Genomic DNA, 25997 nt, shown 5'->3' with positions numbered 1-25997 from the left:
AAACTATGAATAAAAATCTTAAGCTGAGCACTCTGGCTCTTTCGGTAGGGCTGTTTGCCTTAACCGGTTGTACCGAAAACGCTAAATCTGATGACAGCACTGAGGCTGTTAAGGTCTCATCTACCGAGACCGAATGTAAGCTCTCAAGCACTGAGGTTAAAGCGGGTAAGAATACCTTCTCTGTGACCAATGATGGTAAGGAAGTCACCGAGTTCTATATCCTGGCCGATGACGGTTTAAGGATTATCTCGGAGATTGAAAATATCGGCCCCGGAATTACCCGAGACTTGACAGTTGAACTGGCCGAAGGCCAGTACAAGACCTCCTGCAAGCCAGGTATGGTCGGTGACGGTATTATGGGGGACTTGAAAGTAACAGCTAATCCTGATGCTTCTCCGGTGGCAGCGGATGAGCAGGCCCTGCGTGACACCGCTGTCAATCAGTACACGGCCTATGTTAAAGATCAGACCGAGCAGCTCAAGACTAAGACAGACCAGTTTGTAGAGGCCCTGCAGTCCGGTGATAAAGACAGTGCTCGCTCCCTCTACCCCCAGGCCCGTATCCACTATGAACGTATCGAGCCTGTAGCGGAATCCTTTGGTGATCTTGACCCCCTGCTGGATGCACGAGAAGCTGACCTGGAAGACGGGCAGGAGTGGACAGGCTGGCACTTGCTGGAGAAAGATCTCTGGCAACCTACCCCCGAAGAAAATGGTGGTAAGCCCTACACCCCCTTGACCGATGATGAGCTCAAGAAAGCAGCTCTTGAACTTCAAGAAAACACTCAGAAGCTCTATGACCAGACTCGTGATTTAGATCTAACCGTCGACCAGATTGCTAACGGTGCTAAGAGCCTACTGGATGAGGTTGTTTTCTCTAAGATCACCGGGGAAGAAGAGATCTGGTCTCATACTGACCTCTCCGATTTCCAGGGCAATATTGACGGCGCTAGAGTGGCCTTCGAGGACGTACGCCCGCTGCTCGAAGCCAAGAACTCTGAGCTGGGTACCACCCTAGAAGCAAAGTTCGATGACGTCCAGAAGCTCTTGGATCAATATCAGCAAGGTGACGAGTTCACTCCTTACACTGATCTTTCTCAGGAACAGATTCGTCAGCTCTCAGATGCCATTGATGCTCTGAGCGAGCCTTTATCGCAACTGACCGGAGCAATCATTTAGTAGCTCCAGCAGCTTTGCACGGTAAAAGACCTAGGCTCCTGCTCAGTATAAGAGCAGGAGCCTTCCCCATAGAAAGAAGGCTTATATGCCTGAAAAGAAGAATCCAGCACTAGTACTTCCCAGCATGAACCGGCGCGCTGCTATGTTAAGTAGTCTGGGCGTAGCCCTGGTAGCCGGGGGCACAGCCTGTAGCTCTCTGAAAGCATCAGAATCAGCGGCAGAAGACCAGAATAGCTACCCCTTTTTTGGCGAACACCAAAGTGGGGTAGTAACACCCGCCCAAGATCGCCTGCATTTTGTAGCTCTAAAAATTACAGCAGAAACCAGAAAAGAGCTACAAGAGCTCTTCATGGACTGGACTCTGATGAGCCGTAGCTTAATGGCTGGCCAGGATGTGGGGGAGGAAAAGCCTCTAGAATCTCCACCGGATGATACTGGCGAAGCTATGGATCTTCCCGCGGCCCATCTGACCCTTACTTTTGGGCTAGGCCGGTCACTCTTCCTTGACGCGGACGGTAAAGATCGTTTCGGTCTTGCTGATCAGCTTCCCCCGGCTCTCGAAGATATTCCCAAGATGAGTGGCGATATGCTGGAGAGTAACTGGCAAGGTGGAGATGTGTGTATTCAAGCCTGTGCAGATGATCCGCAGGTAGCTGTGCACGCTATTCGTAACCTGGTGCGACTGGCGGCGGGCCGGGCTGCGGTCATGTGGAGCCAGCTAGGCTTTGGCAGGACGTCTTCTACCTCCACCGCGCAGATCACCCCCCGTAACCTCTTCGGTTTTAAGGATGGCACCGCCAACATTAAGGCTGAAAGTAAGGATTCCCTGATAGATCATGTGTGGGCTTCTGGCGCTAATTCTGAAGGTAATCCTGCCTGGATGGAGGGCGGCACCTACTGTGCTGTGCGTAAGATCCGCATGCATATTGAGCCCTGGGATCGGACTTCCTTGAAGGAACAAGAAGAAATTATTGGGCGAACTAAGAAAGATGGGGCTCCTCTTTCTGGCGGTGGAGAATTCGATAAGCCAGATTTTTCCATGCAGGGCAAGTCTGGCCCCATTATCCCCGACGATGCCCATATGCGACTGATGCACCCTGATAACCATGGGGGAGCTAAGATGCTGAGGCGAGGCTATAACTATACAGATGGTAGTGATGGCCTGGGCCACTTGGATGCTGGTCTCTTCTTTATCGCCTATGTGTGCGACCCTCGCACTCACTTTGTCCCTATGCTCAGAACAATGATGAGTTCTGATGCCTTGAGTGAATACCTACGCCATGTGGGCAGCGCACTCTTTGCTGTTCCCCCGGGGGTCAAAGACCAGGATGACTACCTGGCATCAGGGCTTTTTGAGGCTACCAGATAAAGGGAAGCCCTGTTTGAGTTCTAGCAAGCTAATATAGGGGTGATTTGCTGATTTGGTCATCACTATTGAGCTGTAGGCTAGGGCTACTCGGGCAACCTGTAGGGCCAGAACTCGATGGTCTGGCCGGGGTAGAGAGTCAGGTATTCATGGCTGAATCTCTCTGCTTCAGATTCCGGGCCGGACTCCACAAAAATACCCAGCGGGGCAGGTACATTTGGTTCTTCTTCGCAGATGAGGATGTAGCCATCGGGGACATCGCTTAGACCCTCATCGTAGGGGTCATAGGTGCGTTTCCGGCCAGCCTGTGGATGTATTTGGCCTGGTCGCCAGGCCCCCGGCAGGTCCAGGAGCTTTTCGATCTGCTTTTGGGGTTGGGGGTAGAGGTGTAAGAGCCGCTGGTTATCTGCTAGATAGAGTACTGAGCAGGGCTTACTACCGGGGAAAAGGTGCTGGTGTTCCCGGGTATAGGCGAGCGCTTCACCGTAGCTTGCGTAAACTGCGGCCAGAGGCGATGGCGAACTCACATCGCTCAGAACGCAAAAGAGTGAACGTGGCTCTGTTGCTGGTAGTAGCTGCTCACCTACTGGGCACACCATGACCCCGTCCTTTTCTCTGCCTGCGACAGGGACGAAGCCTTCAGCCAGGTAGAGCTGGCGGGCCTGGTTTCCGTCTTCGACCGAGAGACTGACCTGGGTGGCACCGAGCCGGCCAGCATCAGAAAGAAGAGCCCGTAGGAGTCGCCTTCCCAGCCCTTGACCCCGGTGTTCTGGGGCCACCCAGAGGCTGAGTTCCGGGGTCTTGCTGTCAAAGTACCCGTAGCCGGAATCACTGGCTGGCAGGTAGAGCGCCCAGGCCGCCCCTGCCAGATGTTCACCGGAGTAGGCGACCAGGCCCAAATCACCTCGCTCAGGAATCAACCGCGTGTAGTGGGCAAACTCAGGTTTACCTCGAATATCGTCGAGGGTGAAACGAGGCCCACACCAGTTCATAGTCCCCAGCGTGGCTGTCTCCAGCAGGGGAGTATCTGTGGCGGTGAGTTCTCGATAGGTGAAGTCCTTCATAGAGCCAGCATAACGCTCCAGTAGCGCGTTCCTGCTCACAGGCAGGGGCACGCCCGGTCTGCTCGTGAGAGAATGGGGGAATGGATTTTAGAGAACGCCTCGCTACCCCCGTCGTCATGGAAAACCCTCACAGAATAGCTAGTGCCAGAAAAGAATATTGAAATTTTTTTGCGGGAACACCTATTCCATGTAATGGAAATGGGGTGATTTAGCAAGCAATACGTACCCTTGGTGGAGAAAATCATCTGTATATCAGAGGCAACAAAATTATATACAATATATAATTTTTTCAATCCCTTTTGACTGTTTATCTGCACCATTGAGTGATGCATGAAGATGTATTAATTATTTTAATCTAATTACAGTTTTGTGGTAGAATTATTTTTGTAGGCAGTATTTTTTTGGAGTGAAATGAGAAAACTAACTGGACTTTCATTGTTTGCTGGTGCCGGAGGGATGGATATCGGTTTCAAGAATGCGGGTATTAGAACTCTTGTTGCAAGTGAGATTAACAAAAATGCAGCGGATACTTATGAAAGAAATAACCCTGATGTGAAAATGTTTAGGGGGGATATTAATGGTAATATCCTGGAAATTATTGAAGCGAGTCGAGGTGTCGATGTTGTTTTCGGAGGGCCTCCCTGTCAAGGTTTTTCTGTTGCGGGAAAGATGAATCCTGACGACCCGAGAAGTCAATTGATTTGGACATATTTAGAGGTCGTTAAGCGTGTTAATCCTTCCATCTTTGTTATGGAAAATGTAAAAGCGTTGGGCACGCTTAGTAAATGGGAATTAGTTCGGAAAAAATTTATTGACCTGGCAAATGATATGGGTTATCACTGTGAATATTTTGTTCTAAAGGCTTCAGACTATGGGGTTCCGCAAAACAGAGAAAGAGTATTTTTTGTTGGCTCAAAGAATAAATTTAATCGTGATGATTTTGAGATTTATTTACAAAAAAATAAAGAAAAGCCGCAAAGCTTGCGTGAACTTTTTAGAAGTATTCCAAAGATAGGCACAGGAGAGAATCCTATTACTTGCACGGCAAAAATATCTTTAGCATCCAATCCAGTATTGAGGAAGTCGCCTTATGCCGGGATGATTTTTAATGGCATGGGTAGGCCCTTGAATTTATTGGGGTATTCTTATACATTGCCTGCTTCAATGGGTGGGAATAAAACCCCAATCGTTGATGAAAGAATGATTTGGGATGAAGATGCTCCAAACTGGTTGCACGAGTATCATAATAATTTGTTACAGGGTGGATCTGCTGGTGGTTCTGTGCCAGACACGCTACGCCGTATTTCGCTGCGTGAAGCAGCAGCGATTCAGACTTTCCCAGAGTCATATGTATTTTGCGGGCAGAAAAGTTCTGTTTACACTCAGATAGGTAATGCTGTGCCGTGTAAGCTTGCTGAGAAGGTTGCGAGAGCGGCAGTAGAGGTTGCTTTGCGTGGTGAAAAGTATCAAAACCCTGCATTTTCTTTTGGAAGGTTGATTTAAATGAATAAAATTTTTTCTCGGTTACTCGAGAACAAGGCTGAAATAGTTCTGCGAACGGCTTATGAGGAAGCTTCAACTGGGGGGAAAGTTAGCTGTAATTTTTCAAGCCTGGTTGATGAAATCATGCTTGGAAATCACTTAACGTTTAGGTATATCCTTTTCACAGCTCTTTTGGCAAAGGCTTCGGATAATGCAATAAATGTTTTATCTCTGCAAGCAGGTGCAAAATTAATTGGTGCCTATGATGCCAGGTCGCTTTGTCATTCAGTTGTTGTTCCTTTTGACCAAAAATATTTAAAAGGTGCAATGGGCGGTTCAAATGAGCCGTTTTTAAATAAGCCTGCCCGCTATCCTTCTATTAGCCTTGATAATCCGGTTAGGGCTGGAGCGGATAAAAAGAAGCTGATATTGCTTTGCGAGGAATTGCCTAAGATAATTGATCAGGAGCAGGCATATAACACATTGGTCTATGCTATTGCAGTTCTTTTAGATTTATTGGAGCAAAAGAATTTTTCTCAGTCTTTGCATGGTAGCACCTCTGGTTATAGTAATTCCTCTGAATATCTGAGAGGGGTGAAATTTATTGATCAAGCCCTGTCTAACAACTCCAGAGGGGAGGTTTTAAATTTAATAGTATCGAGTGTTTTCAAGTACTTCTTCGAGAAGGATACCTCCGTTTTTGTTGAGGTTCATAAGATTAATCAGAGCGGTGCATCGTCTAGAGAGATTTCTGACTTGGATATTTATAAAAATGGAAAAATCCTATCGTTGTATGAATTAAAAGATAAGAACTTCTCTGCTACGGATGTTAATCATGCAATTAATAAAGCTTTGAATGCAGGGTTTTACTCCTTGAACTTTGTGGTCGGGAGGTCTGCCTCATGGGATTTCGAGGAAATTGAAAATTTACGGGAAGAGTGGATTTCAGAAGGATTTTTCTTGAATTTTGTTTCTGTCGATTCTTTAGTTTTTTCAATGATTGAGTTGGTAGAGGATTTTGAGTTCGGCCATTATTTAGAAATATTGGAAGAAGTGACAGATATCTCGAGAGCATCGAAGGATACAAGAGATTTGATTAATCGTTTGATTTAATTTTTTTTGATCTGTTTTTTTAGGTGGGTTTTAGTATTTGTAATCTTTTTGCATAGAGCCAGCATAATGCGCCAGTAGCGCGTTCCTGCTCACAGGCAGGGGCACACCCGGTCTGCTCGTGAGAGAATGGGGAAATGGATTTTAGAGAACGCCTCGCTACCCCCGTCGTCATGGAAAACCCTCAGGCTGATCGCGTGAAGGATATCGCCAAACTCGCTACGCGCGCCGCCCGCACTAAGACCGGGCTCTTCCTGGTTGAAGGCCCCCAAGCTGTTCGCGAAGCCCTCTGGGCCCACCAGACCAAGCCACTGCTAGATGCCGTCTACATCACCGAGCGAGCCTTTGACCGCCACCAGGACATCGCCCAGCTCATGGAAGAAGTCCACGGCACCCCCACCCCCCAGCCGGGCCGTAAGGTCTTCATGCGCATGGTCACCGACCCCGTACTGGCCGCAATGGCTGAGGCTGTTAGCCCCCAGGGCGTGCTGGCTGTGGCCCACCAGCTCGATATCGCCCCCGGCGATATCTGGGGTGAGGGCGCTATCAACCCCACACTGATTGCTGTACTGGCCCAGATCCAAGACCCCGGTAACGCAGGCACTGTGCTGCGTGCCGCAGATGCGGCTGGTGCAGATTTAATCGTGACCACCAAAGGATCAGTGGATCTCTATAACCCCAAGGCTGTGCGTTCCACTGCCGGCTCCCTCTTCCACCTGCCTGTCATTCAGGGTATTGACCTAGAAGATTTTGCCGAGGACGCTAAAGCCCAGGGCCTGGGGGTGCTGGCAGCGGACGGTTACGGCCGGGTGTCCCTGGACGACCTCCAGGATGCCGCTTTTGCCCTGCGCAAGGGGGTAGAGCCCCGTAAGAAGGTCAAGTACGATCTGGCTCACCCCACCATGTGGCTCTTTGGTAACGAGGCCGCTGGGCTTAGCGCCCAGGAAAAAGCCGCTGCCAGCCTGCGCGTAGCCGTGCCTCTTCGCGGTGCTGCCGAGTCTCTGAACGTGGGTATGGCAGCCGCTGTTTGCCTCTTTGCCTCTTCGCTGGCCCAGAACCGTAAATAATAAAGGGTGATAAGGATGCCTCAAATGGGGGAGCAGGCCCAAGCAAACCGTGTGGAAACCTATCCAGTGCAAGTAGTAGCTGCCGCTATCGTTGATTCCTTACAGGCTCCCACCCGCCTGCTGGTAGGTCAGCGTTCGGCCCCTCCGGCTTTAGCGGGGTTCTGGGAGTTCCCCGGGGGCAAGGTCGAACCGGGGGAGAGCTGCAGAGAGGCGCTCGTCCGGGAATTACAGGAGGAACTGGGGGTTAGGGTTACCTTAGGCGGCGAATTAGCTGGCCCCCACCCCCAGGGTTGGGTCTTAAACCAGAAAGCGGCCATGCGGCTCTGGTGGGCTCAGATAGCTCAAGGTAACCCGCTGCCACTGCAAGATCATCATCAGCTCCGCTGGGCCCCTTGGGACTTGAGTATCTTAGAGCTCAACTGGATTCCCGCTAACAGAGCGATAGTCAATTCTATGCTCCTTTCGGCAGGTAAAAACCCTCGCTGATATTTATACCGGGAATTACATATAGGGGATATTTCTTACAGGTGTGAAAATTTTTATTCTTAACATTAAGTCTTTGTATCTGCTCTAGCCATCCCCAATTTGTGTTGGAGCTTCAAGAGGGAGACAATAAAAGAAAATTACTTATTGCACATAGGGTGTTGAAAGATGTACGAAATTTTCAAGCCTAATCCCTGGCCAGGACTTGAAGAGCTTGAGGGGTCTGAGAATCGGGGCTTCTGGGTTTACGGTTCCAGCCCCAACACCCTGCAGATATCGGTGGATGCTCAAGTCTATTTCCAGCAACCTCTTTTAGGCTACGTGGACGATTTGGCTCAGCCAGGGCCACACCCTATGGACGGCAAACCGGTTATTCCCTATGCCGAGCTACCTCCAGAATCTTGGGTCATGATTGGTATGACCAAACCAGCCGTCCGCCAGAAAGTTTATAATCGCTGCCGGCACGATGGGCATAAGATTCTGACTGGCACCGGCCTGAGCCCCCTGGTTCCAGCCAGCGCCCAGATCGGTCAGGGTACTTTTGTGGCCCTGCATAGCCGAACAGGCTGGAATACTGTGCTGGGGAGGGGGTCGCTGGTTCTAGGGGATATCGTTGCCCACGACTCGTCTTTAGGTGATTTTAGTGTCCTGGGTATTTCCAGCAGTGTCCTGGGTCATGTTCAGATAGGCCGGGGAGTCATGATCGCTCCCGGAGCTGTAATCCACAATGGCAGGCCCGACAGGCCCTTAACCATTGGGGACGGCGCCCTCATTGGGGTTGGTGCAGTGGTTGATCGTGATGTCCCCGCTGGGGCCACCGTCATGGGGCTGAGGGCTATGCCCAAGGAGAATATTCTCAGGCTCAAAGACCTAGCCCAGGAGCAGGACTAAAATGACCGGTAAAGCTCTCACTCTGGGCGTGCCCACAGCACCCGATCGGGCCCTTTTCCACCAGCTCAGCGAGCAGGTGTTCGCCTCGGGTCAGTACGCCAATAACGGACCTCTTGCGGCTCTCTTTGAAATGAAATTAGGGCAGCTGTACGGTCAAGAGCTGGCTCTCTTCACTAGCTCTGGGACGAGCGCTCTTACTTTAGCCTTGCAGTCCCTAAAATTACCTCATGGCACGGAAGTTCTGACTCCTGCCCTGACATTTGTGGCTACTTCTAGCGCTATCGAGGCAGCCGGTCTGAAGCCTCGATTTGTTCCCTGCCACCCGGTTAGTCTCACCCTTGACCCTGGGCGGCTGGAACCCTATATCACTTCAAGGGTGGGGGCAATTCTGGCGGTTCACCTGCTGGGGGTAGAATGTGACAGCCAACTTGATGCCTTGGCTCAGCAACACCAGCTACCCCTTATTTACGACGCCGCCCACATCTTCCCGCAGGAACCTGAAGGCGCAAAAGAGCTGCTAGGGCGGGGCCGTTTCAGCTGCATTTCACTGCATGCCACTAAGCTGCTTCACTCTGGTGAGGGCGGGGCAGTCTTTTGCCAGGACCCCCAAGACCTGCCTTACCTACAGCAGATCAGAAACTTTGGCCTCAACGCCGGAATCCCGCAGGCATTCGGAATCAACGGAAAAGCTAGCGAACTCTCTGCCGCCCTAGGGCTGGCTGTTATCCCAGAAATAGGCAAAGAACTGGTAGCCCGCCGCGCTCTTGCCCAAGAACTCGATGCCATAATGCAGGCCTCACCCCGGGCCTGGGTACATCCGCGGGGTAGACACTCCAATATCTTCTACGCCTTTCGCTGTGAACCTGGTGAGCAGAAGCAGCTGGTTCAGCAGTTGCAGGAGAAAAAGATTATGGCCCGTACCTTCCCCGCTCTGACTCAAGAGGGCAGTTACTGGTCCCGGTATGCGCTAGATGACCTCCCCCTCAGGCAAGAATCTGATGAACTGGCCCAAAGTTTTGTGGCCCTGCCTTTCCACTCTCAGGTGGCTCAGAAGCACCTAGAAAGTATCTATGAGGTACTCAACCCGTGAAGTCTATTAAAAGTTTGAATAGCATTTTTGTTTTCCGCCGCCTGCTTGATCAAAAAACCCGGGGGAAACTTCTCATCCTGCTGGCCTTCTCCCTGCTGATTGCCCTAGTAGAATTGGGAGCTACCTTCTTGGTGCCGGTTCTGGTGTTGACCCTGAGCGGTAACTATCAGAGCCCCGGTGTTCAACGATTCGGTGACTTTCTGGGCACTACTTCTCAGGGTGAGCTCATCATCAAGACCACCCTGACTATTGTGGTCGTTTTTGTGCTCAAAGACATCAGTGCTTTGCTCTTTAGGCGCTGGTATTTGAGTTTTATCCTGCTGAACGAAGCGGAAACCTCAACTCGGCTTTTGTCCACCTACCTTAGTTCAGGTCAAGAGGAGCACAACCAGCGTAGTTTTTCAGTTGCCCTGCGCCGGCTTGAACATTCGGTACGTCAGTCCTATTCAGGCTATCTCTCCAACCTGGTTTTACTGGTCAGCGATGTACTGACGACCCTATCGATGATTGTGGCAATTTTTCTTATTCTGCCGCTGAGCTACCTGGCCCTGATTGCTATTACTACACTGATTTCTGTCGTCTTTATTAAGATTATCGGTAAGGTGTCACAAAGTGTGGGCGCCAAGAATCTGAGCATCTCACAAGACCACTACAAGATGATACTCAGAGCCATGGGAGGCTTTAGCGAGTTTAAGATACGGGGCACAGAACACAAGGTGATTGAGGATTACCGCCAGGTCTCCAGAAACCTGGCCTTGGTTAATCGCGACATGGGTATTCTTGCTGAGCTACCACGCTATATTCTTGAGATAGTTTTTCTCTCGTGCTTGCTTTTAGTTGTTCTGGCATCGGGTGAGCCCTCCAGCCACGACCTGGCCTATCTGGGAACAGTGGTCATCATCTCTTTTAGAGTCCTGCCTAGTATGCACCGGATCATTAGTTCTTACACCGTGATGCGTATATCAACCCCTGCGGTGTATGAGGTTCTTGAAGAGCTAGAGGCAACATCTAGCCCCGCCCCAGTTACCCTCTTGCCCAAGCACCCCGCCGGACAAGCAATTGAAGAGTTTAAGGAGGCGATTTCCTTTACGGGCCTGAGTTACCGGTTTAGTGACAGCAAGGATGACCAGTACGTTATCAGAGACATCACCGGTGATATTCCCAGAGGGGCTAGGATAGCCATTGTAGGGCCCAGCGGAGCAGGGAAAACGACTTTCATTAATATTCTTTGTGGGCTTTTACCCGGTTACAGCGGTAGCTTATGCATCGATGGCATAGATGTCAGGAAGGATTGGGCAGGCTTTAGGAAGCTCATCGCTTTGGTCCCGCAAAAGCCCTATATCGCTGAAGCCAGTCTGCGGGAGAACATCGCCTTTGCCTTTGGTCAGGAGGAAATTGACCAGAGAAAAATCGAAGAGGCGGTTAAACTTTCAGCCCTGACCGATGTAGTGGAGGGCCTGCCCCAGGGCTTGGACACGATCTTGCCCGAACAGGGCAGAGGACTCTCCGGCGGTCAGTGCCAGAGAATCGCCATAGCTCGAGCACTCTACCGCAAAGCACAGATACTGATCTTGGATGAGGCAACATCTGCCCTTGACGATGACACAGAGTTTTTGGTGGATCAGGCTATTAGGTCATTACCTGAAACTATGACCGTTTTGTGTATTGCCCACCGGATGAGCACTATCGCAAGTATGCGTCAGGTGGCGCTTTTTGAAGCCGGTCAGGTGGCTTCTTTTGGGTCCTACTCAGAGGTTTACGCAAACAATGTCACCTTTAAACGCTGGGTTGATCGTAACCAGGTTTTGTTGAATAAAAAAGATTAGTTCTTGGGAGCCGCTATCGGGTCCAAGGAGTTGGTAGTGGCACCGACAAACAAAGTTTTCGGGACCGTACCATGTGAGAAACCATGCCTTTATCAGGGGCTTTGAAGATCATAAGGTGCAGGCAGAAAGGCAAGATAAATATGGAAAATCTATCAAGCTCCCCCTGGGGGGCCCTGAACCCAGAAGTCCCAGACGGCATTTTTGATGAGGACTACTACCTCAGGACCTACCCCGATGTTCTCAATTATGAGGGTAGCCCCTGGGAACATTTTATCTTCTGCGGAGACAGGGAGGGCCGTTCCCCCAACGCGGAGCTGGACATTAACTTTTATAAGCGTTGCTATATGCCTCTGGAAAGTACTTACGCGGGCCACCACTATATCCTCAGAGGTAGACCCCTTGGCTATCACACCCGTCCCCGCCAGATACCTGCCGGGCTGACGGGAGAAAAAGTTCTCAAAGATTTTCACACCCGCCCCTGCCCCCTACTTGTCTTGGGCAATGATGCCCACAAGGCAGGTGCCCCCTTACTTCTGCTTGAATTACTCAGTGCCCTGAAATTGTTAGGTTATCAGCCCCTGGTGGTGCTGAGGAACGGGGGAGAGCTTTACGAACAGTACCGCGCAAAGTACCCGACCTACATCTGTGAAGAGGGCTGGGACGTTCAAGAAATTTTAGAAGCACTGCCCCCGAAAACTCCGGTGATAGCCAACACCTGCTGGGGCGTGCAACTCTTATCTGAAGGTCCAGAATCCGCCAGAGAGTTCTCACTGGCACTGATCCATGAAATGCCGGACTATGTCAGGCAGAACTCTTTAATGCCAGCTCTCCAACAGATGCCTCACCTGGTCTTTGCCACCGAGGCTGTCCGCTTAAGTTATCAGCACGAGCTGGAACCCACGAGCAAGAGTTCCGTTGTGGTTCCAAGCATCAAAGAACACTCTGTCAGCAATAAAGAAGCCAACCGGTTACGGCTTGAACTGGCAAGGCACCGGACCCTAGGGGACATATATATATCGGCTGGGTACGGGGACCGGCGAAAGGGATTTGACCTATTTATTGAAGTGGCCTGGAAGATTCTGGCCAGAGAACCTAAATCAGTTTTCATCTGGTTAGGTGAGCTATCTGCCTGGGCGCTTGAGATAGCCCAGGAGGCCCGACAGCAAGGTTTGCCTTTGATCACCCCTGGCTATGTGGCTAACTCCCACACCTGGTATGCGATTTCGAGCGCCTATCTCTTGACCTCCCGCCAAGACCCGGGGCCAACAACTGCTATTGATGCTCTGGGCCAGGGCCTGGCTATGGTTGCCTACCGCTCCGACTTAGGTATTTTAGATATCTTCAGTGCTGAGACTGCCTGGGTGGGTCAGTTGGTGGAACCCTACGATAGCGACTCAATGGCTGAGCAGGCTCTGGATCTAGTGATGAGTGACACCCCGGAGAAGCAAGGGCGACGGAAGGAGTTTGTAGCTACTATCGGCAGCTCCAAGAGATACGCTCATGAGTTGCTGGATCTGCTGCCTGCTGGTGCCCATAAGCCCTCTGTTCTCCGTTCTCAGCTGGGGGAGCGCCTAGCCTGGCTAAGACCCCTCAAGCATCTTCTGCAGGTTCAGATCCTTGGGACCTGTAAACAGGCTATCCAAAGCACCCCGGTATACAGTAAGGCTTACTCAGCTCTGGGCCCCATCTACCATTGGGGTTTTGCTCAGGTAGCTGTGAATCCCCTAGACCCGGCCCAAGGCTCAGAACCAAGAACGACAGATTCGGCTGCCGAGGTCATGGCTATCAAGCCTTGTCAAAGGAGCTGGGTTCAGTCTCTTGATTCCTTGAGATTTATGACGACCCCTTTCATCGCCCACCTGGTCCGCCACCCCGGTGACGAAATCAAAGTTCTCAGGGCTATCGAGGATCTAGCTCTTTCTTCACCTTTGGCCGAAATTCGGCAGTATGATTCCAAAAAGTTGCCCGGCTGGGTAGCAAAGCGCAAAAGTCCCCCCTTGGCTCCCTGCAGGAGCAGACAGAAAGCTTCCGTGCAATATGTTGACCCCAACGCTCTGGCATCGGAGAAGCCGCTGAGCCGGCTCCCCCGTATAGCGGTCTTCATCCACATGTTTTACTTGGAATCTTGCCCGGTGATCAAAAAGTATCTCGAACATGTGCCCCAGCCCTATGACCTCTATATCTCCACGAACACGCTTGCTAAGCTCCAGGCCATCGAAGGCTGGTTCCCCGATGCCAGAGTAAAAATCGCTGAAAACCGGGGCCGGGACATCATGCCTAAGTTTGTAGTCTTTGCCCAGGAACATCAAGATTATGACCTGGTCCTTCACCTCCACAGTAAAAAATCCCCCCACAGCGCGGATCTTGACGACTGGCTGGTCTTTATTCTTGATTCTCTTTTGCCCAGTCGCCAGGCAGTAGAGCAGATCATCGGTGCTTTGGCCTCGGATCGGGTGGGTATGGTGGCTCCTTTTCCTCACCCATCGGTTGTAAACTCCTGGAACTGGTCTACTAACTACCCGATTGCCCAGGCACTGACCTGGAAGAACAACTGGGGTCAGCTTCCCAAGAACAAGGATTTTATGTTCCCGGCAGGTAGTATGTTCTGGGCAAGGGTGGATGCTTTGCAACCTATTTTCTCTCTAGGGCTTACGGCAGAGCATTTCCCGGTTGAAGAGGGCCAAAAGGATTCGACGGTGGCCCACGCGCTTGAGCGCCTTTTGGCGATTTCCTGCAGTAAGGCCGGTCATAAGTTCACCATGGTTAACCAGCACAGCTGGCCTCAGCAATCATAAGAACCTGTCAAGCCTGAATTGCTGGGATAACCCTTTGATCTCTGATGCCAACTACCGGCAGCTAGACCACCACCTAGCCCCAGATTTTGCAGACACCCTCTGCAGAACCGTGGTGAGCAGAGAGCCGGCCTCCCGATAGGGGAGCCAGCACCAACACAGTATTTGCACTAGACTTATACCTTGATGATTTGGGCCTAGTGCCCCTACCCAACCGACGTGAAGAGATAGCTTCTATGACTGATCCTTTGCACCAGATACCTGAAAACCCCACACCCTCTCAGGTCCTGGCCAATATCCGCGCAATTCTAGAGACAGACCCGCAGCGGGGCCTAGCTACCGTTGAGGAAGCCTTCCGGGCTGAACTTGACCGAGCCCTGACCGATATTGCTGAGAAGACCCCCACCTTTGAAGACCTCAAGCGGGTTCGTCTAGAGTTTACCGGCGATAAGAGCGGCTTTACCCTAGCTAATAAGCAGATGCGTGATCTGGGTAAAGAACACAAGGCTGACGTTGGTAAGCTCATGGGCCAGGCCCGTGGCCGACTGGCTAAGGCACTCGAAGCCCGTAATACCCAGCTTGAAGAAGAGCGCGATGCCAGGATTCTGGTAGAAGAAGCCGTAGACGTCACCGCCCACACCCCCCGCCGCCGTATCGGTGGCCGCCACCCCATCAGCGTCCTGCAAGAGCAGATGTGCGACATCTTTATTGGCATGGGCTGGGAAATCGCCGACGGCCCCGAGCTGGAATCCGAATGGTATAACTTCGATGCCCTCAACTTCAAACCGGATCACCCGGCCCGCGAACTGCAGGACACCTTCTTCGTGGAACCAACCAAGGCCCACCTCATGCTGCGTACCCACACGTCACCGGTGCAGATGCGTTCCCTGCTGGAACGTGACCTGCCTCTCTACGTGGTCTGCCCCGGCCAGGTTTACCGCACCGACGAGCTCGATGCCACCCATACCCCGGTTTTTCACCAGATTGAAGGCCTTGCCGTAGATAAGGGCCTAACCATGGCTGACCTCAAGGGCACCTTAGAGCATATGGCTCGAGCTATGTTCGGTGCAGAGGCTAAAATCCGGTTGCGCCCTAACTACTTTCCCTTCACTGAGCCCTCAGCTGAGCTGGATGTTTGGCACCCCGATGCCAAGGGCGGCCCAGCCTGGATTGAGTGGGGTGGCTGTGGCATGGTCAACCCCAACGTCCTGCGCGCCGCTGGTATTGACCCTGAGGTCTACTCCGGCTTTGCCTTTGGCATGGGTATTGAGCGCACCCTCATGTTCCGTAACGGCGTAAGCGATATGCGCGACATGATTGAAGGCGACGTCCGTTTCTCACAGCAGTTCAAGATGGAGATTTAACCCATGCGAGTACCCCTTTCCTGGCTGCGTGAATACGCGCCCGTCCCGGCCGACGCAAGCGCCGAAGATCTTATGGCTACCCTGGTTAAGGTTGGCCTTGAAGAAGAAGACGTTCACCGCCCCACCGATGATCTGACTGGCCCGATTGTGGTTGGTCAGGTGCTGTCCATGGAGCCCGAGACTCACTCCAACGGCAAGACCGTTAACTGGTGCCAGGTGCGTGTAGTCCCCGAGGGGCAGAAACAGACCCTGACCGGTAAGGGTATCGAGGAATCTGGCGTGCAGGGCATTATCTGCGGTGCCCACAATTTCAAGCCCGGTGACAAGGTTGTTGTGACCCTGCCCGGTGCTGTTCTGCCCGGGGGCTTTGCTATCACCGCCCGTAAGACCTACGGCCACAAGTCTGCTGGCATGATTGCCTCCGTGCGTGAGCTGGGCATTGGCGAAGACCATGACGGTATTCTGGTACTCTCCACCCTGGGGCTTGACCCCGAGGTTGGCTCAGATGCCCTGGAACTGCTGGGGCTTTACGACCAGGCCGCCGAGGTCAATGTGACCCCGGACCGTGGTTACGGTTTCTCTATTCGCGGCATTGCCCGCGAGTACTGCCATGCGACCGGTAGCGACTTCAAGGACTTCGTGCTGGAACTGGCCGCCAAGGCACCGGCGGCAAACGATTCTGGTCTGACTGTCAGGCTGACCGATTCAGCCCCCATTCATGGCAAGGAGGGCTGCACCCGCTTTGTCACCCGCACCGTCACCGGGGTTAACCCGGCCGCGCCGACACCCCCTTGGATGTCCTCTCGACTGCGCCTAGCCGGTATCCGCTCACTCTCACTGCCGGTGGATATCTCCAACTACGTCATGCTTGAAACGGGCCAGCCCCTGCACTTCTACGATGCGGACAAGCTGGAAGGCGGTATCACCGTGCGCCGTGCCCAGACGGGGGAGAAGCTCACCACTCTGGATGGCAAAGACCGCGACCTGCACGCCGAGGACCTGCTCATCGCCGATGACTCCGGCCCCATCGGTCTGGCTGGTGTCATGGGCGGTGCCTCCACCGAGGTCACCGACTCAACCAGTACCATCGTGATCGAAGCTGCCCGCTTCGATGAGGTTTCTATTGCTCGCACCGCCCGCCGCCACAAGCTACCTTCTGAGGCCTCCAAACGCTTCGAACGCGGCGTTGACCCGCTGATTCAGGCCGCCGCCGCCCAGCGCGCGGTAGATCTGCTGGTTGAGCTGGCTGGTGCCCAGGTGGCAGAAGGGGTGACCGATACTGGCTCAGCCTATAAACCTACCCTTATCACCCTGCCCAAGGACTACACCGCAGGCCGTATTGGCATTGACTACACCCAGGAACAGATTGTCAGTTCCCTAGAACAAATCGGTGCCAGCGTTGAAACCACCGATGATGCTTACCTGGTCACCGTACCCTCATGGCGTACCGACCTGGGCGATAAGGAAGACCTGACCGAGGAAGTCGCCCGTCTGGTTGGCTATGACCAGATTCCCTCCACCCTGCCCGTTGCCCCTCCCGGGCGCGGCTATACCGTGGAGCAGACCCTGCGCCGCCGGGCACTGAACGCCCTTGCCTCATCGGGCCTGACCGAGGTCTTTGCCTACCCCTTTGTCTCCGATGCAGACAACAACCTGTGGGCCAGCCCCGTAGCCGGTGAAGAGGTTGATTCAATCCGCCTGGCTAACCCCATCTCCTCCGCCCAGGGCTGGATGCGCCGCTCTCTCTTGCCTGGTCTGACCGAGGTTCTTTCACGTAACCTCTCACGCGGTCTCAAGAACCTTGCGATCTACGAAACCGGTCATGTCTTTATCCCCGGGCCCCAGCTTGGCTCGGCCTCCATCCCCGGCCTGGGTGCTAAGCCTGATGATCAAGTACTTGCTGATCTCAACGCCGGTATTCCCGACCAGCCTCGCCACATCGCAGGCATGTTTGCCGGTGCCGAGCACGAGGATGCCCCCGGGCTCACTGCCCGAGCCTTTGACTGGCGTGATGCTCTGGACTCTGTGCTGCTGGTGGCCGATGCTGCAGGTGTCAAGCTCACCGTCGCTAACGGCGAGCATCAGGCCTTCCACCCCGGACGTACCGCTGTATTGAGTAACTCTCAGGGGCAGGTCGTAGCCTACGCGGGTGAACTACACCCCAAGTTGCTGGCTCAGCGTAACCTGCCTGAGCGCACCAGCGCTTTCGAGCTGAACTTCACCGCTCTGCTGGCTGAGGCAGGCCAGGCTGTGCAGGCCACCGGTATTTCCGGTTTCCCTGCTGCTAACCAGGATGTAGCCCTCATCGTTAAGGCTGATATCCCTGCCGCCGATCTAGCCGCCACCTTGGCTGAGGGCGCGGGCGATTTGCTTGAAGACGTTCGTGTCTTTGACGACTACCGAGGCGCCGGCATCGAAGAAGGCTATAAGTCGCTTGCCTTTGCGTTGCGCTTCCGTGCACCGGATCGTACTCTGACTGCTGATGAGGCAAGTGAAGCACGAGAAGCCGGTGTAGCTCTAGCTCTTGAGCGTTTTGGGGCGGTTCAGCGCGCCTAGAATCGTGTAGCCGAGAAGGCTGTAGATGCCCCCGCCCTAACCGTCCTAGCGGTAAGGGCGGGGGTTTTCATATCAGTGTGAGATAAAGCCACCGCAGTTTGCGGGGCCTTAGCTGTGACTTGTAGGCTTGCAGAAGTAGGCTTTATGATGCCCCTAACATAGGGGCTTTGCAGAAAGATGAGAGGGACCAGGGCATGCCAGAGAACCGGGATATTGTTGAGGACGAGGAACAGGTATCAGATTTTTTTACTTTCGCTGAGGACGGTGAAGAGGACGATGCTGATTCCCGGGGCTCTCTTAGATCTAAGCTAGCTGCAGCCGGTATTATGCTGCTGGTCTCGGTAGTTGCATTTATCCTGCTCATTGGCGGTGTACGTACCTTCAACGAGGCCCGAGCCAACGAGGGCTATGAGAATCGTTCATGGGTTATTAGCGGAGCAATCGATGATGTGACACCTGATCTGCAGAGCGATAAGAACGTCGCTATCTACTCTGGCAAGCTCCCCGATGATTCTGCTATGGCCGGTAAAACTTTTGTGTCAGATGTGGCTGACCCCGCCAGCGTGAACCCGGGGGATTCCGTTAAATTCCGCGGTTCTCAGACCGGGAGAGTGAGTGCTGACTTCCCCCAGAGAGTCGATGCCCTTTTGGCTCAGACTTCTGATACGGAGCTAATTGTTGTGCGTACGGGTACAGAAGGTAGCCTGGTGCCGGTTACGGAAGACACCGTGAGCTCACAGAAGCGTTCGGCCATGCTTCGCCTGGGCGGGGCCATCCTAGTATTTGGTGCTGGGGTTGTGGCAACCTTCATGCTCATCCGTAAACGTAAAGATGAAGAGTTTATCGATTAGAGCCCAAGCCGCTAGCCAATACGCGTACTAAGGTGGGGCCCCTAGCCACGAGTGACTAGGGGCCCCGCCTCAGTCTTGAGGTGCTTAGGGTACCAGTAAGACTTTGCCCCTGGTTTTGCGGGCTTCAAGGTAGCGGTGGGCCTGGGCTGCGTCAGCTAAGGGGAAAGTCTGGTCGATGCTGAGCTTGAGCTGGCCAGCCTGGATTGCTTGGAAGAGTTCGCCCATACGCCAGGTGACTTCTTCTCGGTTTTGTAAGTAGTGGGCGAGGGTAGGTCGAGTGATAAAGAGTGAGCCTAGGGAGTTGAGCTCTTGGAGGTTAAAGGGCGGCACTTGGCCAGAAGCCCCACCAAAGAGCACGCCCATACCTCGGATTGCAAGCGACTTGAGGGAATCAGTAAAAGTGTCTTTCCCTACCCCGTCGTAGGCTACGGCCACACCCTTTCCGTCGGTGAGCTCATGGACTTTCTGAGCAAAACCTTCGTAGCGTAGGGCATGGTCAGCGCCGTGGGCCAGGGCAATGGCTTCTTTTTCGTCGTTGGATACCGTAGTGATGACGGTTGCCCCCTTGGCTTTGAGGAGCTGGATAGCAATGCCGCCTACTCCACCAGCTCCGGCGTGGAAGAGCACGGTTTCACCTGCCTGGACGGGGTAGGTGGAGTTGATGAGGTAGTGGGCTGTCATACCTTGGAGGGGGAGAGCCGCGGCTTCAACCGGGTCGATGCCCTCGGGGATTAGTAGGCAGAGTTCGGCAGCAGCTGTGAAGAATTGGGCGTAGGTGCCGGTGGCGCTGGCCGTTGCAATCAAGTCGCCCGGCTGAAATTCGGTAACGCCTTGGCCTACCGCTACCACGCGGCCGCTGGCCTCGGAGCCTGGGGTGAAGGGCAGAGGCACAGGGTAGATGCCTGATCGCTGGTAGGTTTCAATAAAGTTCACACCGGTTGCGATGGTTTCTGCAAGAACCTGCCCGGGTGCGGCGGTCAGGGTAGCAAGGTGGTTGAGCTGGAGGACCTCGGGGCCTCCTGTGCTGTGAAGCTGGATAGCTGTCATGGTCTGAGAAGTCATATCTTTAGCCTACTCCCAGGGCAAGGCGGGTATGAAGAAGATGGGGCAAGGAAGTCATACACCCATAGATAATGAATAAATATTTACTGGTATGCAAAAACATGCAATGATGGTGTTATGACTATTACCGTAGCTGTCACCGGAGCCACCGGGTATGCTGGTGGCGAGATTCTCCGGCTCCTAGCCACCCACCCGCAGGTTGAGGTAAAAACTGTTGCCGCGCACTCATCGGCAGGTCAGCCTCTGGGGGATCTAGCCCCTCACCTGCGAGCTTACGCTGATCTGGTAGTTGCTGATACAACCGTCCAGGCACTGAGCGGACACGACGCTGTATTCATGGCCCTCCCTCATGGGGCTAGCGCTGAGATAGCCTCACAACTACCCGAGAGCACCCTTGTTATTGATGCCGGGGCTGACCACCGGCTTGATAGCGCCGAGGCCTGGGCCAAATTCTATGGGTCTGAGCATTCTGGCACCTGGCCCTATGGGCTACCGGAGTTACCCTTTACCTGCGGGCAGAAACAGCGTGACCAGCTAGTGGGAGTCAACCGTATTGCCGTCCCAGGTTGCTATCCCACAGCTTCGCTGCTGGCTCTAGCCCCCGGTTTTGCCGCTGGCTTACTTGAACCGCAGGACCTTGTGATAGTTGCGGCTTCGGGCACCTCAGGTGCAGGTAAGAGCCTCAAACCGCATCTGCTCTCTTCCGAGATTATGGGGTCCATGAGTCCCTACGGTGTGGGCGGTGCCCACCGGCATACCCCTGAGATCGAAGAAAAACTGTCTGCGGTGGCCGGTCAGCCGGTTCAGATTTCATTCACCCCCACACTGGCACCCATGCCCCGGGGAATCCTTGCTACCTGCACCGCAAAGGTCAAACCCGGTGTTACCGAGGAACAGCTTCGGCAGGCCTGGGCTAAAGCCTATGAGGTGGAGCGTTTTGTTCATTTGCTCCCCGAGGGGAAGTGGCCCACCACCAAAAGCGTTCAGGGCTCAAACCATGCAGAAATGCAGCTAGCCTTTGACACCCACGCCGGTCGAGTCATCGTCACCAGCGTGATTGACAACCTGACCAAGGGCACTGCAGGAGGTGCCATTCAATCCATGAATATTGCTTTGGGTCTGCCGGAGGATGCGGGCCTGTTGCAGGAAGGACTTGCACCGTGAGCGCAACCCAGCACCAGATCGAAGGGGTTATCACCCAGGGCGTGACCTTGGCACGCGGGTTCCGTGCTGCCGGGGTGAGCGCTGGTATCAGCGCTCTTGAAGGCAAAAAGGACGTTGCCTTGGTGGTCAATGACGGGCCGCTGAAGAACGCTGCTGCCGTTTTTACTACCAACCGGTTTGCGGCTGCGCCGGTGCTGTGGAGTCAGCAGGTGGTCGGCGATGGGCGGGTTGATGCGGTCCTACTCAACTCCGGTGGGGCTAACGCCTGCACCGGTGCTCCTGGCTTCCAAGACACTCACACCAGCGCTGAGCATGTGGCCGATTTGCTCAACATTTCTGCCGGTGACGTGTTGGTATGCTCCACCGGGCTGATCGGGCAGAGGCTCCCCCTGGATAATCTCTTGGCAGGCAGTAAGCAAGCCGCTAGGGCTCTGGGGGTAAGCCCATCCGATTCTTTGGCCGCCGCAGAGGCAATTATGACCACCGATACCGTCCCCAAGCAGGCGGCCATCTGCGTTGAACTGGAGCAGGGTGGTGACTATCTGATCGGCGGTATGGCCAAGGGGGCGGGCATGCTTGCCCCCGGGTTAGCTACCATGCTGGTAGTACTGACCACCGATGCCGTCTTATCACCTGAAGACCTTGACACCGCCCTGCGCCAAGCCGTCCGTTTGAGTTTCAACCGGGCTGATGCTGATGGGTGTATGTCCACCAATGACACCGTAGTGCTCATGGGGTCTGGTGCCTCTGGACTTGTGCCCGATTTAGTCGGCTTTACCCAGGCTCTGACCAAGGTCTGCCAGGACCTCGCCCTGCAGCTGATTGGTGACGCGGAGGGTGCTAGCCACGACATCCACGTCCGCACCTTCAACGCCGCTACCGAAGAAGAGGCCGAGGAGGTCTCCCGCGCGGTTTCCCGCTCCAACCTCTTCAAGACCGCTATCTTCGGCAATGACCCCAACTGGGGCCGAATTCTATCGGAGGTCGGTACAACCTCAGCAGACTTTGACCCCGAGAACGTCAATGTCCTGATCAACGGTGTTCAGGTCTGCACCGGTGGTGGTATTGGTCAGGACCGCAAGCTGGTTGATTTGGCGGCTGACCGCAAGGTCACCGTAGAGATTGACCTGGCCGCTGGCGAACACGAAGCCACTATCTGGACTAACGATCTCACTCACGACTATGTGCACGAAAATTCGGCCTATTCTAGCTAGCGTCTGAGATTTTGATCCAGAGAGCCTCAAGACCAGCACATCCGTTTTTACCAGCATCCGACTCCCCAGAAAGAAAGCCATGGCAGAGCAGAAGAACGCCCAGGCCCGTTTTGAAACAGCCCAGGAAAAAGCGAAGACTCTTATGGAGGCCTTGCCCTGGATCCAGCAGTTCCGGGGTAAGGTCATGGTCTTCAAATACGGCGGCAATGCCATGATTTCTGATGACCTCAGGGCTGCCTTTGCCGAAGACATGGTTTTCTTGCGCACCATCGGCATCTGCCCGGTGGTGGTTCACGGTGGTGGGCCTCAGATTACTGCCATGCTGGATAAGCTCGGGATTGAGAGCCAGTTCCGCGGCGGGCTACGCTACACAACTCCCGAGGCTATGGATGTGGTGCGGATGGTGCTCACCGGCCAGGTCGCCCGTGAACTGGTATCACTTATCAACAGTCACGGACCCTTTGCGGTAGCCATGAGTGGTGAAGACGGTGGCCTCCTGCGGGCACACAGGATTACCACCCAGGTGGACGGCCAGGAAGTAGACCTGGGCTTGGTGGGTGAGGTAGTAGGGGTGAACACCACCGCGATGATGTCCATGATTGAGGCAGGTAAGATTCCGGTGATTTCTTCGGTAGCTCCCGAGATATCTGACCCCGATAAGTACCCCGATCACAGCCACGGCTTGGCTGGACTGACGGGAGAAATCTTGAATGTTAATGCCGATACCGCCGCCGCCGCAGTGGCCGCCGCCTTGGGGGCAGAGAAACTGGTTATTTTGACCGATGTTGAGGGGCTCTATGCTAACTGGCCTGACCGGTCCTCCCTGATTAGCTCCTTGAAAGTGAGCGAGCTCCGTCAGATGCTCCCCTCCTTGGTTTCGGGCATGATCCCCAAAATGGCCGCCTGCCTTCAAGCTGTGGAGCAGGGGGTTCCGAAAGCAACCATTGTGGATGGTCGCCTGCCACACTCACCCCTGCTGGAAATCTTTACGGACACCGGCATCGGCACCCAGCTCATCCCCGATGATGTTGAGGACGTCGCCTGGCGTCACCCCGCTCCCGATTTTCAAGTACAGCCACTGACCTACTAGCCTCTGCTTCCGGAACCACACTGATACACCCTGACGGTTGGAAAGAAGGACCATGACCCAAGAAAGACTGATCACTGAGTACGCCCACGACATGCTGGGGGTCTTTGGCCAGCCCGCTCTTGTATTAGTGCGGGGGAGCGGGTCGCGGGTCACCGATGCCGAGGGCCGTACCTACCTGGATCTTTTGGGCGGTATCGCGGTGAATGCTCTGGGCCATGCTCACCCCGCCTGGGTTAGGGCTGTGAGCGAGCAGGCTGCTCAGCTAGCGCACGTCTCTAATTTCTTCACCACACCGCAGCAGGTGGGACTGGCTCAGCGTCTCTTGGGTTACCTGGGGGCGCAGGACGGGCGGGTATTCTTCTGCAACTCGGGTACCGAAGCCAATGAGGCCGCCTACAAGCTGGCTCGGCGCTACGGTAACGTCCGGGGTAAGGGCACCATTCTGGCTCTGGAACACGGTTTCCACGGGCGTACCCTGGGCGCTTTGGCGCTGACTCACAAGCCTGCCTACCGTGAGCCTTTCGAACCGCTACCAGCTGGCATCAAACATATCCCCGCTACTATAGAGGCTCTCGAAGAGAACCTGTCCGATCATGTCGCGGCCCTGATCGTTGAACCTATTCAGGGGGAAGCCGGTGTCCTGCCCCTGCCCGAAGGCTATCTCCAGCGTGCTAGGGAACTCACCCGGTCAGCCGGTGCCCTGCTCATGGTCGATGAAGTCCAGACCGGTATGGGTCGCACCGGTCGCTGGTTTGCCCACTCGCGTGAACTGACGGGGCAAGAGCTACCCGATGTTATTACCCTGGCTAAGGGGCTGGGCGGCGGCTTCCCTATTGGAGCGGTGCTCACTGTTGGGCCTGATGCTGGCCAGACCCTAGAAGCAGGTATGCACGGAACGACCTTTGGCGGTAATCCCTTGGCCACCGCAGCGGCAACTGCGACCTTGCAGGCCATTGAAAATGAAGGTTTACTTGAGGCTGCCAGCCAGCGTGGAACCCGGTTCCGCGCAGCTATTGAGCAGGTCCCCGGGGTAGCAACAAGCCGCGGAGATGGCTTACTGATTGGGATTGTTCTTACAGACTCAGCAACAGAGCAGGGCAACCCTCTGGCTCCTGCCTTTGTGATAGCGGCTCGTTCAGCGGGTTTCATTGTAAACGCCCCAGATGCCCGCACCGTGCGTATCGCGCCGGCTCTGACGATTACCGATCAAGAACTGGCAGAATTCACTGCTGAGTTCCCCATAATTCATGCTCAGGCACGTAAGCTCTAACACTATTCACCCAAATGCATAAGTATCAAAAAAATATGCATATAATTGATACTCTGTGGCGTTGACCGCCACGCTAGCCAAGGAGAGCCAATGGTCCGCCACTTCCTCAAAGACACCGACCTCAACCCGCAAGAACAAGCCCGCGTTCTTGACCTAGCAGCAACCATGAAAGCTAACCGCTACGGCTACAAGCCACTAGCTGGCCCGCAGACAGTTGCCGTCATCTTCGACAAGACTTCTACCCGCACCCGCTTCTCCTTCCACGCTGGCGTGGCAGAGCTGGGCGGAAACCCGCTCATCGTCAACCCCGGTGAAGCCCAGCTCGGGCACAAGGAATCTATCTGTGACACCGCTCAGGTCATCTCCCGTATGGTCTCTACCATCGTGTGGCGGACCTACTCCCAGAGCGGGCTGGAAGAAATGGCCCGCTACTCCCGCATACCCGTTATCAACGCTCTTTCCGATGATTACCACCCCTGCCAAATTCTGGCTGACCTGCTCACTATCCGTGAGCACCTGGGCCAGCTGGCTGGCAAAACAGTGACCTATCTTGGCGATGCCGCCAACAACATGGCTAACTCCTACCTCCTGGGGTGCGCAACCGCCGGCATGCACGTGCGCATTGCAGGCCCCGAAGGCTACCTGCCAGCTCCCGCAATCGCCCAGGAAGCCCAGCAACGAGCCTCCGAAACCGGTGGGTCAGTTCTCGTGACTACCGATAAGGCCCAAGCCCTTTCTGGCGCCGATGTCATAATCACCGACACCTGGGTGTCCATGGGTCAAGAAGACGAAAAAGAAGCACGAACCCGCATCTTTGCCCCCTACACCGTCGATGCCAAGGCCATGGCACAAGCCGCCCCCGGAGCAATCTTCCTGCATTGCCTCCCGGCCTACCGTGGCTATGAAGTCACCGCAGACGTTATCGATGGCCCCCAATCCCTTGTCTTCGATGAAGCGGAAAACCGCCTGCATGCTCAGAAGGCTCTCATGACCTTCCTCCTGGTCGAATCAGGCCTGGCAGAAGATAGACGAACAGCGCTCCCATCAGTAGCTTTAACCCTCAACGAAGAGAAGTAA

General features: G+C 54.3%; 20 protein-coding genes. 18 read left to right on the top strand and 2 right to left on the bottom strand.

Going from position 1 to position 25997, the window contains the following annotated elements:
• Positions 1 to 5: 5 nt before the first annotated feature.
• Together efeO and efeB are read left to right on the top strand one after the other, a co-directional pair.
• A complete protein-coding gene (gene efeO, locus ACN08V_RS07635; protein ID WP_419105131.1) occupies positions 6 to 1178 on the top strand; it encodes an iron uptake system protein EfeO in 1173 nt (390 codons plus the stop codon).
• A gap of 85 nt (positions 1179 to 1263) precedes the next feature.
• Positions 1264 to 2547: an iron uptake transporter deferrochelatase/peroxidase subunit gene (gene efeB, locus ACN08V_RS07630; protein WP_419105130.1), complete on the top strand. Its 1284-nt coding sequence runs from the start codon at positions 1264 to 1266 to the stop codon at positions 2545 to 2547.
• A gap of 83 nt (positions 2548 to 2630) precedes the next feature.
• Here efeB and ACN08V_RS07625 read toward each other — a convergent pair whose 3' ends face one another.
• The gene (locus ACN08V_RS07625; protein ID WP_419105129.1) at positions 2631 to 3659 is read right to left on the bottom strand and encodes an N-acetyltransferase family protein; all 1029 of its coding nucleotides are present in this window, start codon (positions 3657 to 3659) and stop codon (positions 2631 to 2633) included.
• A gap of 360 nt (positions 3660 to 4019) precedes the next feature.
• On the opposite strand from ACN08V_RS07625, the gene ACN08V_RS07620 reads away from it, so the two are divergent.
• The 11 genes from ACN08V_RS07620 (at position 4020) to ACN08V_RS07570 (ending at position 19120) form a co-directional block, all read left to right on the top strand.
• Positions 4020 to 5111 (top strand): DNA cytosine methyltransferase, encoded by a 1092-nt coding sequence (locus ACN08V_RS07620; protein ID WP_419105128.1) that lies wholly within the window; start codon positions 4020 to 4022, stop codon positions 5109 to 5111.
• A complete protein-coding gene (locus ACN08V_RS07615) occupies positions 5112 to 6203 on the top strand; it encodes a restriction endonuclease, SacI family (RefSeq protein ID WP_419105127.1) in 1092 nt (363 codons plus the stop codon). It begins immediately after the preceding gene.
• 134 nt (positions 6204 to 6337) lie between these two features.
• Positions 6338 to 7267 carry a TrmH family RNA methyltransferase gene (locus ACN08V_RS07610; protein ID WP_419105126.1) on the top strand — a complete coding sequence of 310 codons (930 nt, stop codon included), beginning with the start codon at positions 6338 to 6340 and terminating at the stop codon, positions 7265 to 7267.
• A 15-nt stretch (positions 7268 to 7282) separates the two neighbouring features.
• A complete protein-coding gene (locus tag ACN08V_RS07605; protein WP_419105125.1) occupies positions 7283 to 7753 on the top strand; it encodes a (deoxy)nucleoside triphosphate pyrophosphohydrolase in 471 nt (156 codons plus the stop codon).
• Positions 7754 to 7918: 165 nt separating this feature from the next.
• Positions 7919 to 8641, top strand: a complete 723-nt coding sequence (locus tag ACN08V_RS07600) for a hypothetical protein (protein ID WP_419100147.1) — start codon at positions 7919 to 7921, stop codon at positions 8639 to 8641.
• 1 nt (position 8642) lies between these two features.
• Positions 8643 to 9731 (top strand): DegT/DnrJ/EryC1/StrS family aminotransferase, encoded by a 1089-nt coding sequence (locus ACN08V_RS07595; protein ID WP_419105124.1) that lies wholly within the window; start codon positions 8643 to 8645, stop codon positions 9729 to 9731.
• A 14-nt stretch (positions 9732 to 9745) separates the two neighbouring features.
• Entirely contained in the window at positions 9746 to 11557 is a 1812-nt protein-coding gene (locus ACN08V_RS07590; RefSeq protein WP_419105123.1) for an ABC transporter ATP-binding protein, read from the top strand.
• Positions 11558 to 11697: 140 nt separating this feature from the next.
• Positions 11698 to 14352, top strand: coding sequence for a rhamnan synthesis F family protein (locus ACN08V_RS07585; protein ID WP_419105122.1), 2655 nt, complete (start codon positions 11698 to 11700; stop codon positions 14350 to 14352).
• 302 nt (positions 14353 to 14654) lie between these two features.
• Positions 14655 to 15713 (top strand): phenylalanine--tRNA ligase subunit alpha, encoded by a 1059-nt coding sequence (gene pheS / locus ACN08V_RS07580; RefSeq protein ID WP_419100242.1) that lies wholly within the window; start codon positions 14655 to 14657, stop codon positions 15711 to 15713.
• A gap of 3 nt (positions 15714 to 15716) precedes the next feature.
• Positions 15717 to 18269: a phenylalanine--tRNA ligase subunit beta gene (gene pheT, locus ACN08V_RS07575; RefSeq protein ID WP_419105121.1), complete on the top strand. Its 2553-nt coding sequence runs from the start codon at positions 15717 to 15719 to the stop codon at positions 18267 to 18269.
• A gap of 194 nt (positions 18270 to 18463) precedes the next feature.
• Positions 18464 to 19120: a hypothetical protein gene (locus ACN08V_RS07570; RefSeq protein ID WP_419105120.1), complete on the top strand. Its 657-nt coding sequence runs from the start codon at positions 18464 to 18466 to the stop codon at positions 19118 to 19120.
• A gap of 84 nt (positions 19121 to 19204) precedes the next feature.
• Here the strand turns inward: ACN08V_RS07570 and ACN08V_RS07565 are convergent, their stop codons facing one another.
• Complete coding sequence (locus ACN08V_RS07565; RefSeq protein ID WP_419105119.1) at positions 19205 to 20182, bottom strand: quinone oxidoreductase family protein; 978 nt, start codon at positions 20180 to 20182, stop codon at positions 19205 to 19207.
• 117 nt (positions 20183 to 20299) lie between these two features.
• On the opposite strand from ACN08V_RS07565, the gene argC reads away from it, so the two are divergent.
• From argC to argF, 5 genes are all read left to right on the top strand, one after another.
• Positions 20300 to 21346 carry an N-acetyl-gamma-glutamyl-phosphate reductase gene (gene argC / locus ACN08V_RS07560; RefSeq protein WP_419105118.1) on the top strand — a complete coding sequence of 349 codons (1047 nt, stop codon included), beginning with the start codon at positions 20300 to 20302 and terminating at the stop codon, positions 21344 to 21346.
• Positions 21343 to 22560, top strand: a complete 1218-nt coding sequence (argJ, locus tag ACN08V_RS07555; RefSeq protein ID WP_419105117.1) for a bifunctional glutamate N-acetyltransferase/amino-acid acetyltransferase ArgJ — start codon at positions 21343 to 21345, stop codon at positions 22558 to 22560. The genes argC and argJ overlap by 4 nt, the downstream gene beginning before the upstream one ends.
• A 79-nt stretch (positions 22561 to 22639) precedes the next feature.
• A complete protein-coding gene (argB, locus tag ACN08V_RS07550) occupies positions 22640 to 23650 on the top strand; it encodes an acetylglutamate kinase (protein ID WP_419105116.1) in 1011 nt (336 codons plus the stop codon).
• 52 nt (positions 23651 to 23702) lie between these two features.
• Positions 23703 to 24920, top strand: a complete 1218-nt coding sequence (locus tag ACN08V_RS07545; protein ID WP_419105115.1) for an acetylornithine transaminase — start codon at positions 23703 to 23705, stop codon at positions 24918 to 24920.
• 90 nt (positions 24921 to 25010) lie between these two features.
• Positions 25011 to 25997, top strand: coding sequence for an ornithine carbamoyltransferase (gene argF, locus ACN08V_RS07540; RefSeq protein WP_419105114.1), 987 nt, complete (start codon positions 25011 to 25013; stop codon positions 25995 to 25997).

The sequence above is a fragment of the Rothia sp. P5766 genome (genome assembly GCF_048513555.1).
Classification (GTDB): domain Bacteria; phylum Actinomycetota; class Actinomycetes; order Actinomycetales; family Micrococcaceae; genus Rothia.
Note: the sequence above shows the minus strand (reverse complement) of the source record. Positions and strands in the feature narration are given on the sequence as shown.

What these genes read in the sequence shown, in the direction of transcription:
- efeO (WP_419105131.1), top strand. Translation starts at nt 6, where the DNA reads ATGAATAAAAATCTTAAGCTGAGCACTCTGGCTCTTTCGGTAGGGCTG.
- efeB (WP_419105130.1), top strand. Translation starts at nt 1,264, where the DNA reads ATGCCTGAAAAGAAGAATCCAGCACTAGTACTTCCCAGCATGAACCGG.
- ACN08V_RS07620 (WP_419105128.1), top strand. Translation starts at nt 4,020, where the DNA reads ATGAGAAAACTAACTGGACTTTCATTGTTTGCTGGTGCCGGAGGGATG.
- ACN08V_RS07615 (WP_419105127.1), top strand. Translation starts at nt 5,112, where the DNA reads ATGAATAAAATTTTTTCTCGGTTACTCGAGAACAAGGCTGAAATAGTT.
- ACN08V_RS07610 (WP_419105126.1), top strand. Translation starts at nt 6,338, where the DNA reads ATGGATTTTAGAGAACGCCTCGCTACCCCCGTCGTCATGGAAAACCCT.
- ACN08V_RS07605 (WP_419105125.1), top strand. Translation starts at nt 7,283, where the DNA reads ATGCCTCAAATGGGGGAGCAGGCCCAAGCAAACCGTGTGGAAACCTAT.
- ACN08V_RS07600 (WP_419100147.1), top strand. Translation starts at nt 7,919, where the DNA reads ATGTACGAAATTTTCAAGCCTAATCCCTGGCCAGGACTTGAAGAGCTT.
- ACN08V_RS07595 (WP_419105124.1), top strand. Translation starts at nt 8,643, where the DNA reads ATGACCGGTAAAGCTCTCACTCTGGGCGTGCCCACAGCACCCGATCGG.
- ACN08V_RS07585 (WP_419105122.1), top strand. Translation starts at nt 11,698, where the DNA reads ATGGAAAATCTATCAAGCTCCCCCTGGGGGGCCCTGAACCCAGAAGTC.
- pheT (WP_419105121.1), top strand. Translation starts at nt 15,717, where the DNA reads ATGCGAGTACCCCTTTCCTGGCTGCGTGAATACGCGCCCGTCCCGGCC.
- ACN08V_RS07570 (WP_419105120.1), top strand. Translation starts at nt 18,464, where the DNA reads ATGCCAGAGAACCGGGATATTGTTGAGGACGAGGAACAGGTATCAGAT.
- ACN08V_RS07565 (WP_419105119.1), bottom strand. Translation starts at nt 20,182, where the DNA reads ATGACTTCTCAGACCATGACAGCTATCCAGCTTCACAGCACAGGAGGC.
- argC (WP_419105118.1), top strand. Translation starts at nt 20,300, where the DNA reads ATGACTATTACCGTAGCTGTCACCGGAGCCACCGGGTATGCTGGTGGC.
- argB (WP_419105116.1), top strand. Translation starts at nt 22,640, where the DNA reads ATGGCAGAGCAGAAGAACGCCCAGGCCCGTTTTGAAACAGCCCAGGAA.
- ACN08V_RS07545 (WP_419105115.1), top strand. Translation starts at nt 23,703, where the DNA reads ATGACCCAAGAAAGACTGATCACTGAGTACGCCCACGACATGCTGGGG.
- argF (WP_419105114.1), top strand. Translation starts at nt 25,011, where the DNA reads ATGGTCCGCCACTTCCTCAAAGACACCGACCTCAACCCGCAAGAACAA.